Source organism: Flavobacterium bernardetii, from assembly GCF_011305415.1.
Classification (GTDB): Bacteria; Bacteroidota; Bacteroidia; order Flavobacteriales; family Flavobacteriaceae; genus Flavobacterium; species Flavobacterium bernardetii.
Genome location: NZ_JAANOQ010000004.1, coordinates 128,030 through 144,624 on the forward strand (window position 1 = coordinate 128,030; position 16,595 = coordinate 144,624).

Genomic DNA, 16,595 nt, shown 5'->3' on the forward strand with positions numbered 1-16,595 from the left:
TGAAAATCTATTTCTCACTAATAATTTCAGCTAATAATTTTTTAGCGCGAAGAAGTTTGATTTTGATATTATTTAGCGGTTCATTCAATTGTTCTGCCATGTCTTGATAAGTCATTTCTTGGAAATAACGCAGTTGAATAACTTCTTGATAAGCAGGTTTTAACTGTTTGATTTGCTGTAATAATTGCGATAAATTTTGTTCTGTAATTAATTTATCTTCTATGGTTGGTGTGTCGTCTAAAACTTGATTGGCTAAACTATCTTCTTCATCAGTAATTTCTAAAAATAAAGTCGATTTTTTCTTGCGAAGCATATCAATATGTACATTTTTTGCAATCGTAATTAACCAAGTGTTGAAACCAAATTCTGGATTATACATGCTAATTTTGTCAAAAGCTTTCGCGAAAGTTTCAATTACAATATCGTCTGTGTCGGTTTCATTTTCCGTACGTTTTAGCATATAGCCGTACACTTCATTCCAATAAAAATCGAGAAGAAAAGTAAAAGCAACTTGATCTCCCAATTTTGCTTTTTGTATGTTTTTAAGTATTTTTTCTTGTTTTATTTCCAATGTACAGGTTTGAAAATCAGATTGGTAAACGCCACTCTGATTTGTGTAATTATTAAAATAAGTTCAAAAATTGGATACCAAGCAATCACGTCTTTTTCGTTTAATTTCGCAGCTCCATAACCGAAAACAATCCAGTTAAATATATATCGGAAACCTAAAACGCTTGTCACAATAATCCAATTGTATTGGAAAGATAGCAAAATTATTGCCAAAGTAATACAAAGCACCTGCGAAATAAAATATAATGCTAATTGAAATTTATCAAAACCTTTGTATAATTTCGCTGTAGAAACGTGTCTTCTTTTTTGATTAAACCATTCTTTATATGTGGTTTTTGGTTTAGAATACGTGAAACCTTCAGGATTATAACAAATTGTTGTATTAGCAGCGTTTGCGGCTTCGTTGATAAATAAATCATCATCACCAGAACGCACTCGAATATGATTAATGAATCCGTTTACATTGAAAAACTCTGATTTTTTATACGCTAAATTTCGACCAACGCCCATATAAGGCTTTCCGATTTTTGCCCAAGAAAAATATTGAATTGCGGTAATAACTGTTTCGTAGCGAATGATTTTATTTAAGAAAGAACCTTTAATTTTATCGTAAGCGCCATAACCTAAAACAATGGTTTTTTTGAATGAAAAATGCGAAGTCATTTCTGAAATCCAGTTTTCAGAAGTTGGACAACAATCCGCATCTGTGAATAATAGATATTCGTTTTTTGCGGCTTTAATTCCTAAGGTTAAGGCGAATTTTTTGTTTCCCCAAAACGCTTCATTGTTTTTGACTTTGACTAATTTAATAAACGAATATTGTTTTTCATATTCTTCTAATAATTCTAAAGTTTCATCGCTAGAGGCATCGTCAATTAAGACCAATTCGTAGTTGGGATAGTTTTGAGAGACTAAAATAGGAAGATGTTTTTGTAAATTTTCAAATTCATTTTTAGCACAAACAATTACCGAAACCGGAATGCTTTTTGGTGTGTCTTTCTTTGGTTGTACAAACGAAAAACGACTAAAAACAAACGCTTGGTACACGAATTGAATGGCGAAAAAAACTAAAAATGTAATAAAAAGTATAAGTAAAATTGTTTCCATGTTCCTTTTAAAAGTTGGGCAAATTTACTTTAATTTGTTCACAATTTCAAGTTTAATTTTTTTGGTTTAAAAGGTCACGTGTTTATGGGTTTAATAGGAATTATGTCTATTAAAAAACTATAGTAATTCTTTTAAATAACTTAAACTAACAGAAATAATTATACCAATTATATTTATTAGCATAATCTCTTTTCCATACATTCTGTCTTTTGAAGAGTACTCAAATACTTGTTTCCCATTTGGTAAAGTAGTTTTACTAGTTCCTAAGTGCAATCCAACAAAAAAGCCTAAAAATCCAATATAAAATCCAGAATATCCAATATAAAAATTAATAAAAATGGCTAAGATCGAAAATATAAAAATTGCTGTAATATATGCTATATGAGCTTTTTTAGGTTCAGCTAATTCAGTAATTCTTTCTTGTTTGATTTTGTTATCTAGTTCTTGAGAAAATGCTACATCTTTAGATTGTAATATTTTTTTAGTCAACAAAACATCAAACTGATTCCACTCATCTCGTTTTCGTATTAAATCAAATAATTCTTCGTTGGAAAATTGAAATAAATAATAATCGTCAGTTACATTGTCAATTTCCTCTTTCATAGATTCTAAAAGTAATGTATCCACTTTTTCAAAATCTGAGGGATTAATTTTTACAATATAATCTTTGTTTGAATTGTTTGTAAATGCAGAATCAAAAGTGGCGTTAAATACCTCTGTTTTAAATACAATATTGTTTTCAGATAATAAATTTGTCAATTCAATAGCTAATTCTTTTGAACTGAATGTTTGGTAAACGATAGGGTTTTTAGTCATGTTCTATTTGCTTATTTCATTATATAATTCCATATCAAAAATATAAACTTTATATAAATTAAATTTGTCAAATATTAAAGTTACTTTGTTAGCTAATTTAATTTCATAATCATTTTTAAATTCATTAATTGTATATTGAAATTCTAGTTTATTTTCCTCGAAATATTTCAAACATTCTCTTATACTTGTTTTAAAACCTATATTAAAATGATTTGAGTTGATTTTTATTTGATGTTTTTTTTCTGTATCGTATTTAAAATCAAATGAAATTCCTAAAATAATTCCTTTGTAAGTAGTAATTTCAAAAAGATCGGTTTTGTATTCTAAATTGTAAATACTAGGAATATCTCCGCTTCCTTCTAAAATAACATCAAGATTTAATTCTGAATCAGAAACTTTTGAGCCAATTTTTAAATCTTCAACTTCGCTATTTAATATAAAATTTGATAATTGCATTTTAAATTTATTTGTGTTTCGTACTTCTAACTCTAAATCAAATTTACTTATGCTTTAATGTAAATTTCGCATTTCTCTAATATAGTTTTTAATCAATCACTACATGTTTTTCATTTCCTTAGCAATACTTTTCGAACCTTCATCTCCTAATTTTTCTAAATGTGAAATGATACTTTTTTTATTGTTCTCACTTTTATTTTGAGACAATTTTTTCACTGCATCTATGTTTGACACAATGATATTAAAGGCCAAAATTCCGTTGGCTTGAAGCATTGTTTTTTCGGAAAGTGTTTTCGTAGAAATTGGGTTCTCACTGTTTTTTTCGTATTTATTCACCAAATTTTCTAAATGTATAAGCTTTTGTTCTTCATTTAGTATTTCAATTTTTCCTTCCACATGAACGGCTAGGTAATTCCATGTTGGGACTTCTTCATAATCATACCAAGAAGAAGAAATATATGAATGTGCCCCAGAAAAAATAGCTAAAACAGTTCCGTTTTCTGCAAAATTTTCACTTTGTGGATTTAATTTTGAAATATGTCCAGATAAAATAAGTTGATTATCATTGCTTTTTTCAATAAACAAAGGAATATTTGTCGCGTTTATTTTGCTATTGGATTGGTTAACAAGAATAGCAAAACTGTTTTCTTCAATAAAACGTAAAATTTCACTTCGATTTTCGTTCACATAAATATCTGGTATGTACATTTTATTTCTGTTTTAAGTTTATTTCGTAAATCGTAAATCGTAAATCCCAAATCGTAAATTAAATCACATTCACTTCCGCTTCAATACTAATTCCGTATTTCTCCAAAATAGTTTTCTGAATGTTTTGTGCTACGGCCCAAATTTCGTTTCCTGTCGCGTTACCGTAATTCACTATAACTAACGCTTGTTTGGTGTGAATTCCAGCATCGCCGAAACGTTTGCCTTTAAATCCGGCTTGCTCAATTAACCAACCTGCAGGTACTTTTACATGTGTTTCTGAAACAGGATAATGTGGTATTTCAGGAAAATTTGCTTTGGCTTTTTCGTAAATTTCTATTGGAACAATTGGGTTTTTAAAGAAACTTCCGCTATTTCCTAATTCTTTTGGATTGGGTAATTTGCTTTCACGAATGGCAATAACCGCTTTACTCACCTCTTGAATCGTTGGGTTTTTGATTCCCATATTTTCTAATTCGGTATCAATCGCACCGTAAGAAGTATTTAGTTTATGATTACTTTTTGTTAGTTTGAAAACAACAGATAAAATCACATATTGGTTTTTTAATTCCGCTTTAAAAACACTTTCTCTATAGCCAAATTTACAAGCGGTTTTATCGAAAGTCGTAATTTCTTGTGTGTCAATTTTCATCGCCTCACATGAAACAAAAGTGTCTTTTATTTCCACACCATATGCACCAATATTCTGAATTGGAGTGGCGCCAACATTACCAGGAATTAAAGATAAGTTTTCAATTCCACCATAATTATTTTTGATACAAAACAGAACAAATTCGTGCCAAACTTCACCAGCATTACCTTTTACCCAAACGAAATCGTCGTTTTCTTCAATTACTTCAATGCCTTTGTTATTAATATGTAGCACTAACGCGTCGATGTTTTGAGTCAAAAGCATATTGCTTCCACCGCCTAAAATAAAGAGTTTTTTCTGTTGGTTTTCTTGTAAAACTTCGGCTAAATCAGGAATCGAATTGACTTCGCAAAATTCAGTTGCAAAAGCTTCAATGCCAAAGGTATTGTATTTTTTTAACGCTTGTTGTTGGGTGATATTCATGTGTTTATTTTTTTGATGCTTTCTGAAAAACTGATAACTGCGACTGCGACTGCGACTTATAACTGCGACTGCGAACTTGTCTACAATGCTTTTCTTAAATCTTCTTCGCTAACGAATTCGTTTTTAAAGAACGTTTGTTTTCCGTTTTTTACTACAATTACAACTGGTAAACCTTGGTAACCTAAGGCGTTAAATAACGATTTGTTTTTATCAGCATCAATTCTGTGAATGATTACTTTATCTGCCATTTCTTTGCTCATTTTGTCTAAATAAGGCGCCATTTTTTTACATGGTCCGCACCATTCTGCATAAAAATCAATTACGACTGTTTTGTCTGAAACCATTAGTTTGTTGTAGTCTTCTTGAGTCATACCAGACCAAACTGCATTAGTTTTTGGATTCGCTTTTTCCCAAGCCATATAACCACCATCTAATTCTATGATATTTTTAAAGCCTAATTCTGCTAAGTGATTGGCTGCTTTTTTACTTCTTCCGCCACTTAAACAATAGACAAAAACAGGTTGAGATTTGTCTAAATTTGCGACTTGAGTATCAAAAGAATTCCCGTTCCAATCCACGTTTTTAGCATCAGCGATTTTTCCGTTAGCATATTCACCTGGAGTTCTTACATCTAAAATTTGAGCATCGTCAGTTTTTGTTATAGTTGCTTTAAATTCTGTAGCATCTACACTTTTAAAATTTTGACTATTCGTGCAACTAATTGATAACGTAATAATAGCTGTTGCGATAATGGTTTTTAAGTTTTTCATTTTTCTAAATATTAAATATCTTATAACTTTTATGTGTTTGTTTGATAATGTTTTCTGTTCGTTCTGGATGTGTGTCGGAAATGAAAATTTGTCCAAATATATCATCATTTACCATATTGACAATTTGTTGTACTCTAAAAGCGTCTAATTTATCAAAAATATCATCAAAAAGCAAAATCGGTAAGGTTTTCGTGTGTTTTTTAATGAAATCGAATTGCGCTAATTTCAAAGCTATTAAAAACGATTTTTGTTGGCCTTGCGAGCCAAATTTCTTCACAGGAAAATCAGAAATATTAAACAAAATATCATCTTTATGAATGCCGACAGTCGTATATTGAGTAATTCTGTCTTTCTGAAGATTCTGATGTAATAAATTATCTAAAGAATCATGATGTAGTTGACTTTCGTAGGCTATAGAAACTTTCTCTGCATTTTCTGAAATTACTTCATACAAATCTTGAAAAACGGGAACGAATTTCTCCAAAAAGTCTTTTCTTTTTTTGAAAATAATTTGTCCGAATTCTGATAATTGTTCGTTGTAAATACTTAAATTATCCGCATCAAAAACCTGGTTTAAAGCAAAATATTTCAATAAAGCATTTCGTTGCTGTAACGTTTTCTGATAATTGATTAACGTATTTAAATACGTAACATCAAAAGTTGAAATTACGTTGTCAATAAATTTTCGTCTGGTTTCGCTACCTTCGATAATTAAATCGGAATCACTTGGCGAAATAATCACAATTGGAATCAAGCCAATATGTTCTGAAAATTTCTCGTAAATTTTACCGTTTCGTTTTAAAACTTTTTTTTGCGCTTTTTTATAACTGCAAATAATTTGTTCCGTGCGGTTTTCTTTTTCGAAAACACCATCAATAACAAAAAATTCTTCACCATGTTTAATGTTTTGTGTAGAAAGCGGATTGAAATAACTTTTCCCAACTGCTAAATGATAAATCGCATCTAAAATGGTTGTTTTTCCAATGCCGTTTTTTCCCACAATAGCATTAATCTTACTTTCAAACTCAAAAGAATTCTCAGCAATATTTTTATAATTGAGTAAAGATAGTTTTTTTAAAATCACGTTTTTTTAGTAAAAAGTGGTAAAAATTCCACTTGCGAGTACAAATGTAAGCTCAAATTTTAAAAATATAAATAAAAGAACTTTTAAATTTAAATAAAAAGTATATTTTTGCACCTCTAATAAAATTTTAGTTAAATGGCAACATATAATAAAAGAGGTTATAAATCACCAAAACCTGAAGTAGAAAAAGATCCTGCATTTGATACAACTGTAGAAGAAGTTAATGTAAATGAAAGTGAAAGCACAACTGCTGGCGTTTTTAATACATTAGATGAAACGGCTAACAGAACAGAAGAATGGGTAATTAGAAACCAAAAAGCAATTTTAGGTGTAATTGCAGCTGTTGCAATTGGTACTTTAGGATATATTTTATTTGATAAATTTGTTTCTACACCAAAACAAGAAGAAGCATTTAGAGATATGAATCAAGCACAAATGTATTTTCAACAAGCTGTTGATGCTACAGAAAAACAAGATTCATTATTTAAATTATCTTTAAAAGGTGGTGAAGGTAAATTAGGTTTCGAAGGAATCATTTCTGAGTATTCAGGAACTAAAGCCGCTAACTTAGCAGAATATTATGCTGGTATGGCTTATTTAAATACAAAACAATTTGATAAATCAATTGAGCATTTAGATAATTTTTCTACTAGTGATAAAGTTTTATCAGCTTTAGCAATTGGAGCAAAAGGTGATGCAAATGCAGAATTAAACAAAAACGAAGAAGCTTTAATGTTATATGTTGAAGCAGCTAATGTGGATGATAACGATTTTGTTACACCAAGATTTTTATTAAAAGCAGCTAACATGGCTATTGTTTTAAAGAAAAATGACGAAGCTTTAGGTTACTTAAAAACAATCAAAGAAAAATACGAAACTTCTCAAGAAGGAAGTACAGTTGATATTTTAATTGCTTCATTGGAAAAATAATGGCAACCGAAAATAAAAATTTATCACAATACGATAAAAACACAATCCCAAACGCGAAAGATTTTCGGTTTGGGATTGTTGTTTCAGAATGGAACGAGAATGTTACGGAAGGTTTGTATAATGGTGTGTTTTCAGCCTTGACTGATTGTGGTGCTTTGCCAGAAAATATTGATCGTTGGAATGTACCAGGAAGTTTTGAATTAATTTTTGGTGCTCGTCAAATGCACGAAAAATTTGAATTAGACGCTGTAATTGTTATTGGTTGTGTGATTAAAGGTGAAACCATGCATTTTGAGTTTGTTTGCGAAGGCGTAACTCAAGGTATGAAAGATTTGAATTTATTGTACGATATTCCAACTATCTTTTGTGTGTTAACGGATAATACGATGCAACAATCCATCGATAGAAGCGGAGGAAAGCACGGAAATAAAGGAATTGAAGCCGCAATTGCCGCTATAAAAATGATAGAATTAAATAAGAGGTTCTAAATAACTTTCTTAATAAAAATATAAAACTCTTCATCACTGGAGAGTTTTTTTTTATATTTGAAGAAAAGCGATTTTATGAATAATTCCATTTGGTTTTTCGATAATATTGATGTTTTTCAAATTCTGTGTCCGCACAAGTATAAGAAATATGCAAAAGAACATAATTTTAGTTTCCTAAAAAAAAGCGATTATATATATTTCGAGGAAGATGCCGCTAACAAAGTTTTTATGATTAATCATGGAAAAGTAAAAGTGGGGTATACTACAGAAGATGGCGAAGAAATTATAACTGCGATTTTAGTAAAAGGACAAATTTTTGGAGAAAAAGCCATTTTAGGAGAAGAAAAACGTAATGAATTCGCACAAGCCCTTGAAAATGATACTTCAATTTGTATTATCAAGTTAGATGTGATGTATGAAATGTTGCGTAACAACAATGAATTCAGCTTGAAAATTTATAAATTTATAGGTTACCGATTTAGAAAACTAGAACGTCGTTTACAAATTATGCTGTTTAAAGATGCGAAAACGAGATTGCTAGAATTCATAAAAGAACTAGGAGAAGATTATGGTTTTGTAAATGCGATTACTGGCGATAAAGTCATAAGACATCCTTATACACAAAAAGATATTGCGGCATTAATTGGTTTATCTCGACCAACATTAAACGTTCTCATCAACGAATTACAAAACGAAAATGTGCTCACTTTTGAAAGAAAAGAAATTGTATTGAGAAAGTAATTTTGTTACTAACTTTTCCGGATTTCTAATTTTCGTACCACAAAAACCAGATTTAAATTTCTTAAATTTGTGGCATAGCCAAAATAAAAACAAAACAGATTAATCTCTGGAATTAGAAACAATATATGATATTCTAAATTCCATAATAAATTCAATTATACTCTTAATAAATTTACTGCCATGAAAAAAATAATTTCACTTTTACTTTTAAGTATTACTAATTTTATATTTGCTCAAAAAGAAATCAACGATTTTATTTTTGAAAATGCAAATATCATTACTTTAGAGAATGAAGTGGTTTTAAGAAATCAGTCTATCATAATTACAGACGGAAAAATTGTAGCTATACAAAACACAAAAAAATGTAAACATAAAGCTAAAGAAATTATTGATTTAAAAGGGAAATATATTATGCCATCTTTAGCAGATGCTCATGTGCATTTACCAGAAAATGAGGAAGAACTGCAACGGTTTTTAGAATTAAATTTGATAAATGGTGTTACCAAACTACGTTCTATGCGTGGCGACTGGAAACACAAAGAATGGAAGGAAAAATACAATACAGAAAACGTGTACTATCCAAAATTTTATTTGTCGGCCCCTGCAATTAGTAGAAATATGGAAGCTCCTGTTGATAAGTTAGATGAGTTTGTGAAAGCTACAAAAGACAATGGCTTTAATTTTGTGAAAATATTGAGCATCAAAAGTCAAGATATGTTTGTGAAAATTGATAGTCTTTGTAAAAAGCATAATGTTGCATTGGGTGGTCATTTCCCAAAGTTGGCATCGGGAATAAACATAAACGAGGATGTTTTTTTTAATTCTAATTATAAGTCAATTGAGCATTTAGGCGGTTTAGTAGGCGAGCCTAACTTGTTTGAATCAAGAATACAAGCCATTAAAAACAACAATATTTATATTTGTCCTACTCTTTTATGGTATAGTATTGGTTCTGGGCAAAATACCTATCAGGAATTGCAAAATTTACCGGGAATGGAATATGTTTCTAAAAGCACATTTCAAGAATGGATTGAAAAAACTAAAGTGTATCGAGATAAAATAGGTGAACAAGCTTACAAAGATGAAGTAGCCAAAGAATTAAAAGATTTACAAGAAAAATACCAAGTAATTGCACGCTTACAAAAAGAGGGAATAAAAATGCTTTTAAGCCCAGATGCTTCATCAAAATATATGATGACTGGTTGCAATATGGTTTCTGAAATGGAATTATTGAAAAAAGCCAACCTTACTAATTTTGAAATATTGCAAATGGCAACAATAAATTTTTCTGATTTTTTTAAAGAAAATTATGGCGTTTTAAAAACAGGAAAAGATGCCGATTTTATTATTTTAGATGAAAATCCGCTAGAGAATTTACAAACATTAAAACAAGTTAAAGGATTGTATTATAATCAATTTTTTATTTCAGAAACAGAACTTACTTCTTTAAAAAATAAATTACTGGAAACAACTGTATCAAAAATATAAGTTATGTTTAATTTAAAATAAACAAAATTTTTGAGAAGGGATTTGCGTTAGTGGTTGTAGCGGCATCCTTTTTGTGTTTTGTTGTTTGAGGTACTCGAAAACAACAAAACACAAAAAGATATAGCGGAAGACACGACCCAAAGGGGAACGCCCAATTTAAGTAAATTTAAAGTTTCAAACACAATATAAATTTCTTAAATTTGTAATATTACCAAAATAAAAACTAAACAGATTAATGTCTGGAATTATTCAATTATTACCTGATCACGTAGCCAATCAAATTGCGGCGGGGGAAGTCGTACAACGACCAGCTTCTGTAGTAAAAGAATTGGTTGAAAACGCCGTAGATGCCAAAGCCACCGAAATAAAATTAATCGTAAAAGACGCTGGAAAAACATTGATTCAAGTCATTGATAATGGCTTAGGAATGAATGTTACCGATGCGCGTTTGTGTTTTGAACGTCATGCTACTTCCAAAATTCGTCATGCAGAAGATTTATTTGCCTTGCATACAAAAGGGTTTCGTGGGGAAGCGTTAGCGTCAATTGCTGCGGTTGCTCATGTAGAATTGAAAACTAAACAAGATCAAGAAGAATTAGGGATTCATATTATCATTGAAGGCAGTAAATTGGTGACTCAAGAAGTGGCGGTTTTACCTAAAGGCACTTCGTTTTTGGTTAAAAATTTATTCTTCAATATTCCCGCAAGACGCAATTTTTTAAAATCAGATAATGTCGAATTAAAACACATTATTGATGAGTTTGAACGTGTCGCTTTAGCGCATCCAGCTATTAGTTTTACGATGATTAGTAATGGGAGCGAAGTGTTTAACTTACCAAGTTCTAATTACCGCCAACGAATTGTAAATATTTTTGGTGGAAAAACGAATGAAAAATTAGTTCCCGTTGCAGAAGAAACCGAAATTTTAAAAATTAGTGGATTTGTAGGTAAACCTGAATTCGCTAAGAAAAACAGATCGGAACAATTCTTTTTGGTGAATAACCGATTTATAAGAAGTCCGTTTTTGCATCATGCTATTATGAATGCTTACGATGGTTTGCTAAGAGACAACAATCAACCTAGTTATTTTTTATATTTAGAAGTACCACCTCATACAATTGATATTAACATTCATCCAACCAAAACAGAAGTTAAGTTTGATGATGAACAAGCGTTGTATGCGATTTTACGATCGACTGTGAAACATAGTTTAGGAATGTTCAATGTAGCACCAGTTTTAGATTTTGAACGCGATGCGACTTTAGATGTACCTTACGATTATAAAAATAAAACATCGTCAACACCACTTATTCAGGTTGATAGTACGTTTAATCCATTTGCAACGGAAACCGAAACTAAGAGATATTCTGGTTCATCTGCATCATATGCGAAAAGCACGCCATCGCAACCACATTGGGAAAGTTTATATACCGATTTAAAACAAGATACTTTTGAAGTTTCAACAACCAGTTTCGAAAATGAAGTAGTTGCAAGTAAACTTTTTGATGAGACACAAGTAGAAAGTCAGACTTTAATGTACCAATTTAATAGAAAGTATATTATTAAAAGTATGAAATCTGGATTATTGGTCATACATCAAAACAGAGCGCATCAACGTATTTTGTACGAACAATTCCTAACAAATATTACGGTGCACCAAGCGTCGAGTCAGCAATTGTTATTTCCGTTAGAAATTCAATTTTCTAGAGAGGAGATGATGTATTTGAAAGAAATTCAACCTAATTTAGAAGGAATTGGTTTTGCTTTTGAAAAAATGGGATTTGATGAGGTTGTGATTTCAGGTTTGCCAGCGCAAATTTTAGATACGGAAGTCAACGCAATTTTACACGATTTGATTTATAATTTACAAGAAAATTTACCAGAAGATAGCTTCTCATTAAGTGATAGTATTTCTAAATTTATGGCGAAAAGTGTCGCTGTAAAATCGGGTAAATATTTAAATACCATAGAATTAGAAAATTTAGTGAATGGCTTATTTGCGTGTAAAGACCCAAATGTTTCGCCATTTAACAAACCAATTTTTATTACATTAACCACAGAAGATTTAGATAAAAGATTTTAAGTATGTTCAACAATATGACACCGGTTGTAAAGCAACTATTAATAATAAATGTACTTGTTTTTGTATTGAGTCAGGTAATGCCTCAAAATTATGATATGTTATCCTTGTACTATTTCGAAAGTGAAAAATTTAGATTTTGGCAGCCTTTTACACATATGTTTATGCACGCTAAAATGCCAAATTTGATGCATATTTTATTCAATATGTTTGCGTTGGTTTCTTTTGGATCGGCTTTAGAGCATTATTGGGGCGGAAAAAAGTTTTTGTTTTTTTACGTGGCTTGTGGTTTAGGAGCGGCGATGTTGCATATGGGAATGACCTATTACGAAATTCATCATGGAATTGACACATTATCAAATGGAGTTCTTTCAAGTGCCGATATTTCGCAATTATTGAAAACGGATATTATTGATGGAGATAAAATTTATTTAAAACCTATGGTTGATGCCAATCCAGAAATATTTAATAAAATTCAAGATCCAAATTTTGATGGGCAAGCATTTTTAAACACAGTGTCAAAAGCTTATATTCCAGCAGTTGGTGCTTCAGGTGCGATTTATGGTTTGTTAGTAGCATTCGCAGTTATGTTCCCAATGGCAGAATTAATGATGATGTTTATTCCTGTACCTATTAAAGCGAAGTTTTTTGTTCCAATTATCGTTGGTTTAGATTTGTTTTCTGGAGTAACTGGATTCTCTATTTTTTCTGGTGGAGGAGGAATTGCCCATTTCGCTCACGTTGGTGGAGCATTAACAGGTTTTATTTTAATGATGCTTTGGCGAAAAAATAAGTTTACACATACTAGGTGGAATTAAGTTTTGAAGAGCCAAGTAAAAAGTAAAAAGAGCCAAGTAAAAAGAGCCAAGTAAAAAGTAAAAAGAGCCAAGTAAAAAGTAAAAAGAGCCAAGTAAAAAGTAATAAGAATCAAGTAAAAATAAACATGAATATTATAAACGAAATAAGACAACAATACAAACTTGGAGATGTGCCTCAGAAATTAATTTTTATTAATATTCTAGTATTTCTTTTAAGTATTGTTTTCTTTTTTAAGTTTCGATTTGGGATTTTTGATTATCCAACTTGGTTGGCCTTGTCATCGGATTATAAGGAAGCTATTTGGTTTCCGTGGACTTTATTAACGTATAGTTTTTTACATTCAAGTCCGTTTCACTTACTTTTTAACTTGATTTTTTTATATTTTATAAGTTCGTTGTTTTACACTTATTTTAATACTAGACAATTCTTAACGGTTTACTTTTTTGGTAGTGTTTTTGCAGGTTTTGTCTACTTATTATATGGTTATTTATTTAATCATGTTAGTTTAATTGTTGGTGCAAGTGGTTCTGTAATGGCGATTTTTATTGCGGTTGCAGCTTATGCTCCAAATATGACTATAAAACTTCCATTTATTGGTTTTGTAAAAATTTGGCACATTGCAGTTTTTTACATTTTTGTAGATTTATTGTATTTGTTATCCGATAATACTGGAGGTCATGTAGCTCATTTATCGGGTAGTTTAGTTGGTTTTGCTTTTGCGATGCTGATGAAAAGAGGAATTGACATAAGTGCGATTTTTATTTTTAAGAAGAAAAAAAACACTACATTTAAAAAAGTTTATAAAAATAAACCAGAAAAAAAATACCAATCCGTTCGTGTGGCGGATGTGAATTTCACACAAAGACAAATTGACGAAATACTAGAAAAAATCAGTAAATCTGGTTATGATAGTTTAACAAAAGAGGAAAAAGAATTTCTTTTTAAAGAAAATAAATAAGCGTGTTTAAAGGATTATCTTTCATTTCTAAAACGATGTTGTTTTTCAATGTAGTTCTTGTAATTACTACATTGTTGGCTTATTTGTTGCCGTTTTTAGCACCGAAATGGTTTCCTTTTTTAAGTGTTTTGACACTGTTTTTACCTTTCTTTTTAGTCTTAAACTTGTTGTTTTTTGTCTATTGGTTAATTCAACTTAAGAAATACATTTTTGTTTCGGGTTTGGTATTGTTATTAGGAATTACATTTATCAATAAATTTTATAATTTAAAACAAACTGAATTGCCAAAATCAGATAAAGATTTTACCATTATGAGTTATAATGTGCGTTTGTTTAATAAATTCAAATGGTATCAAAAAGCCAATATTCCCGCTCAAATTTCGCAATTTGTGGATGATAAAAATCCAGATATTTTGTGTGTTCAAGAATATTCCGATTTAGAAAAAACAAAATTTTCTAATTATAAATACCAACAAATTTTCAAAGAAGGTAAAAATATTATTGTGGGAAATGCGATTTTTTCCAAATATAAAATCATAGATAAAGGTGTGATTAATTTTCCAAATTCTACTAATAATGCGGTTTATGCTGATATCATAAAAGATAAAGATACACTTCGAATTTATAGTATGCACTTGCAGTCGATAAAAATTAGTACCGATATTGAAGATGAGGAAATTCAGAAAATGAATGAATCGAAAACCAAATATATTTTCAGAAAAATTAGCGAAGCGTTTACCAAACAACAAGAACAGGCTTTGCTGTTAAAGGCTCATTACAGTGAATGTAAGTACAAAAAAATTATTTGTGGCGATATGAATAATAGCGCATTTTCTTTTGTGTACAGAACCATAAAAGGATCGATGCAAGACACTTTTGAAACTAGCGGTTCTGGATTTGGGAAAACGTATAATTTTAAATATTATCCAGCGCGAATTGATTATATTTTTGCAGATAAAACCATTCAAGTTAAAAGCTTTGAAACCTTAAATGATTTTTATAATAGTGATCATTTTCCTTTAATTTCTAGGTTAGAAATTAAATAGTTTTTTTACCACATAGTTTAAGATTTAAATCTATGTAGTTAAATTTTTTTAAATAATATCCAAATCATATTTATTTAAAAGTCCGCTTAAGTTATCATTCGAAAACTTCGTTTTAACTAATTTGTTGTTTTCTGGATGGATAGAAAAATGAATAGCAGTCGTAAAATCAGTTTTTTCTAAGTTAGTGTTTTCGAAAATAGATTTCGATAAATCACAAGAATCAAATTTTACGGAAGTTAAGTTGCAACTTGAAAAATCAACATCTATAATTTTTGAATTACTGAATTTCGAATTTTTTAAATTCATTTTGAAAAACGAGCAGACTTGTAATACACATGATTCAAAAGAAACTTCAAACAAAAAATCATTACAATATTCAAATTGCATTCCTAATAATGTGCATTCTTGAAAGAAAACTTCTTTAAATGAAGTGTTGCTAATCATAGGCGATTCAAAGTTGCAATTGATGAATTCGCAATTTATAAATGCACTTTTAGAAAGTGTAGTTCTACTAAAATTAGAAGAATTAAAAATACAAGTATCATATTCACCCGTTTCAAATGGTTCGTTTGAATAATTAACTTTGTCGAAAGTGGAATCTATTATTAGTTTCATACAAAAAAAAATCAGTAAAGAGATACAAAACTTGTCAATCTGAACTTGTTTCAGATTCTAAAGAATTTGAATAGAATCTGAAACAAGTTCAGATTGACAAAAACTTCATATTATTTTTCTTCAGTTGATTTTCGTTCTTTAATCCATTCGTTCAAACGTTTACCGTATTTAGATTTGGCAACTTTTGGATCTAATGTTTTACTAATCGTATCTAATAATTTTAAATTCGCATCTGGAATTTCAGTTAAAGTGATATAAGGTGAAACTTCATACTTCGGATTTACTAATGCAAAATTAGCTGTGTATAAATATTTTCTAACCGTTAATTTATCACGTTTGTTGTTGATTTCTTCTGTAATTGCAGCGTTTTTTATAACGTTATTTTTGATTTCTTTCGCTAATAAAACTAAATTTTCATCATTTAAATTCGTTTTAATTTTTAAGTATTTTTCATATACTTTTTGATTTTCAGAACCAGAAATTTTGGCATTAGCATAAAATCCTTGTAAAGTAGTTTCAATTTTCATTTTACCAGGTTCAGCAAAAAAGTGAATGCTATTATCAATAGATTCAGTTGTTCCACGATCTAAAGATAAAAATAACATTTGAGGTTCTTCAATTTGAAATTTGGTTTCGAAATTAGATTCACCAGAAATTATAATACTATCAATGATAACTAAATTGGTGTCTTTAAGTTGTTGAATGTATAATTTCCCTTGTTTTAAACCTTCCACGTTTCCTGTTAATTCCACGTTTCCTGTTTTATTGTCCGATTTGCTACAAGCAACTAATAATGTTATAATTACTATTGTAAATATTTTTTTCATCTAAATGTATTTCGTTTTTA

Annotated in this window: 18 protein-coding genes; 8 read left to right on the plus strand and 10 right to left on the minus strand. The window is 29.8% G+C overall.

The features are described 5' to 3' along the window. Nucleotides 1-7: 7 nt before the first annotated feature. The 8 genes from G6N05_RS09080 to recF all read right to left on the minus strand — a co-directional run bounded on the left by G6N05_RS09080 (nucleotide 8) and on the right by recF (nucleotide 6,583). A complete protein-coding gene (locus G6N05_RS09080) occupies nucleotides 8-571 on the minus strand; it encodes an RNA polymerase sigma factor (protein ID WP_166127322.1) in 564 nt (187 codons plus the stop codon). Continuing rightward, a complete protein-coding gene (locus tag G6N05_RS09085) occupies nucleotides 562-1,668 on the minus strand; it encodes a glycosyltransferase (RefSeq protein WP_394351469.1) in 1,107 nt (368 codons plus the stop codon). The genes G6N05_RS09080 and G6N05_RS09085 overlap by 10 nt, the downstream gene beginning before the upstream one ends. 126 nt (nucleotides 1,669-1,794) lie before the next feature. Then, a complete protein-coding gene (locus G6N05_RS09090; RefSeq protein ID WP_166127329.1) occupies nucleotides 1,795-2,493 on the minus strand; it encodes a hypothetical protein in 699 nt (232 codons plus the stop codon). A 3-nt stretch (nucleotides 2,494-2,496) separates the two neighbouring features. Further along, nucleotides 2,497-2,949 (minus strand): hypothetical protein, encoded by a 453-nt coding sequence (locus G6N05_RS09095; RefSeq protein WP_166127333.1) that lies wholly within the window; start codon nucleotides 2,947-2,949, stop codon nucleotides 2,497-2,499. A gap of 99 nt (nucleotides 2,950-3,048) precedes the next feature. Beyond that, nucleotides 3,049-3,657 (minus strand): FMN-binding negative transcriptional regulator, encoded by a 609-nt coding sequence (locus G6N05_RS09100; protein WP_166127337.1) that lies wholly within the window; start codon nucleotides 3,655-3,657, stop codon nucleotides 3,049-3,051. Between the two features lie 58 nt (nucleotides 3,658-3,715). Then, complete coding sequence (gene murB, locus G6N05_RS09105) at nucleotides 3,716-4,789, minus strand: UDP-N-acetylmuramate dehydrogenase (protein WP_317167481.1); 1,074 nt, start codon at nucleotides 4,787-4,789, stop codon at nucleotides 3,716-3,718. 20 nt (nucleotides 4,790-4,809) lie between these two features. Then, complete coding sequence (locus tag G6N05_RS09110; protein ID WP_166127345.1) at nucleotides 4,810-5,499, minus strand: thioredoxin domain-containing protein; 690 nt, start codon at nucleotides 5,497-5,499, stop codon at nucleotides 4,810-4,812. Nucleotides 5,500-5,503: 4 nt separating this feature from the next. Further along, nucleotides 5,504-6,583 carry a DNA replication/repair protein RecF gene (gene recF / locus G6N05_RS09115; protein WP_166127349.1) on the minus strand — a complete coding sequence of 360 codons (1,080 nt, stop codon included), beginning with the start codon at nucleotides 6,581-6,583 and terminating at the stop codon, nucleotides 5,504-5,506. Between the two features lie 135 nt (nucleotides 6,584-6,718). Between recF and G6N05_RS09120 the strand changes: the two genes are divergently transcribed. The 8 genes from G6N05_RS09120 (at nucleotide 6,719) to G6N05_RS09155 (ending at nucleotide 15,133) form a co-directional block, all read left to right on the plus strand. Further along, the gene (locus tag G6N05_RS09120; protein ID WP_166127353.1) at nucleotides 6,719-7,513 is read left to right on the plus strand and encodes a tetratricopeptide repeat protein; all 795 of its coding nucleotides are present in this window, start codon (nucleotides 6,719-6,721) and stop codon (nucleotides 7,511-7,513) included. Further along, on the plus strand, nucleotides 7,513-8,001 hold the full coding sequence (gene ribH, locus G6N05_RS09125) for a 6,7-dimethyl-8-ribityllumazine synthase (protein WP_166127356.1): 489 nt from the start codon (nucleotides 7,513-7,515) through the stop codon (nucleotides 7,999-8,001). Before G6N05_RS09120 ends, ribH begins: the two co-directional genes overlap by 1 nt. A 75-nt stretch (nucleotides 8,002-8,076) precedes the next feature. Then, complete coding sequence (locus tag G6N05_RS09130; RefSeq protein ID WP_166127358.1) at nucleotides 8,077-8,742, plus strand: Crp/Fnr family transcriptional regulator; 666 nt, start codon at nucleotides 8,077-8,079, stop codon at nucleotides 8,740-8,742. Between the two features lie 180 nt (nucleotides 8,743-8,922). Continuing rightward, complete coding sequence (locus tag G6N05_RS09135; RefSeq protein ID WP_166127360.1) at nucleotides 8,923-10,230, plus strand: amidohydrolase family protein; 1,308 nt, start codon at nucleotides 8,923-8,925, stop codon at nucleotides 10,228-10,230. 235 nt (nucleotides 10,231-10,465) lie between these two features. Further along, nucleotides 10,466-12,313, plus strand: a complete 1,848-nt coding sequence (mutL, locus tag G6N05_RS09140; RefSeq protein WP_166127363.1) for a DNA mismatch repair endonuclease MutL — start codon at nucleotides 10,466-10,468, stop codon at nucleotides 12,311-12,313. 2 nt (nucleotides 12,314-12,315) lie between these two features. Next, nucleotides 12,316-13,128: a rhomboid family intramembrane serine protease gene (locus tag G6N05_RS09145; RefSeq protein WP_166127366.1), complete on the plus strand. Its 813-nt coding sequence runs from the start codon at nucleotides 12,316-12,318 to the stop codon at nucleotides 13,126-13,128. A 125-nt stretch (nucleotides 13,129-13,253) separates the two neighbouring features. Beyond that, nucleotides 13,254-14,087, plus strand: coding sequence for a rhomboid family intramembrane serine protease (locus tag G6N05_RS09150; RefSeq protein ID WP_166127368.1), 834 nt, complete (start codon nucleotides 13,254-13,256; stop codon nucleotides 14,085-14,087). Nucleotides 14,088-14,122: 35 nt separating this feature from the next. After that, nucleotides 14,123-15,133, plus strand: a complete 1,011-nt coding sequence (locus tag G6N05_RS09155; protein WP_166127985.1) for an endonuclease/exonuclease/phosphatase family protein — start codon at nucleotides 14,123-14,125, stop codon at nucleotides 15,131-15,133. Between the two features lie 48 nt (nucleotides 15,134-15,181). Here the strand turns inward: G6N05_RS09155 and G6N05_RS09160 are convergent, their stop codons facing one another. Together G6N05_RS09160 and G6N05_RS09165 are read right to left on the minus strand one after the other, a co-directional pair. Next, nucleotides 15,182-15,748 (minus strand): pentapeptide repeat-containing protein, encoded by a 567-nt coding sequence (locus tag G6N05_RS09160; protein WP_166127371.1) that lies wholly within the window; start codon nucleotides 15,746-15,748, stop codon nucleotides 15,182-15,184. Between the two features lie 110 nt (nucleotides 15,749-15,858). Beyond that, on the minus strand, nucleotides 15,859-16,575 hold the full coding sequence (locus G6N05_RS09165; RefSeq protein ID WP_166127374.1) for a DUF4369 domain-containing protein: 717 nt from the start codon (nucleotides 16,573-16,575) through the stop codon (nucleotides 15,859-15,861). Nucleotides 16,576-16,595: the final 20 nt, after the last annotated feature.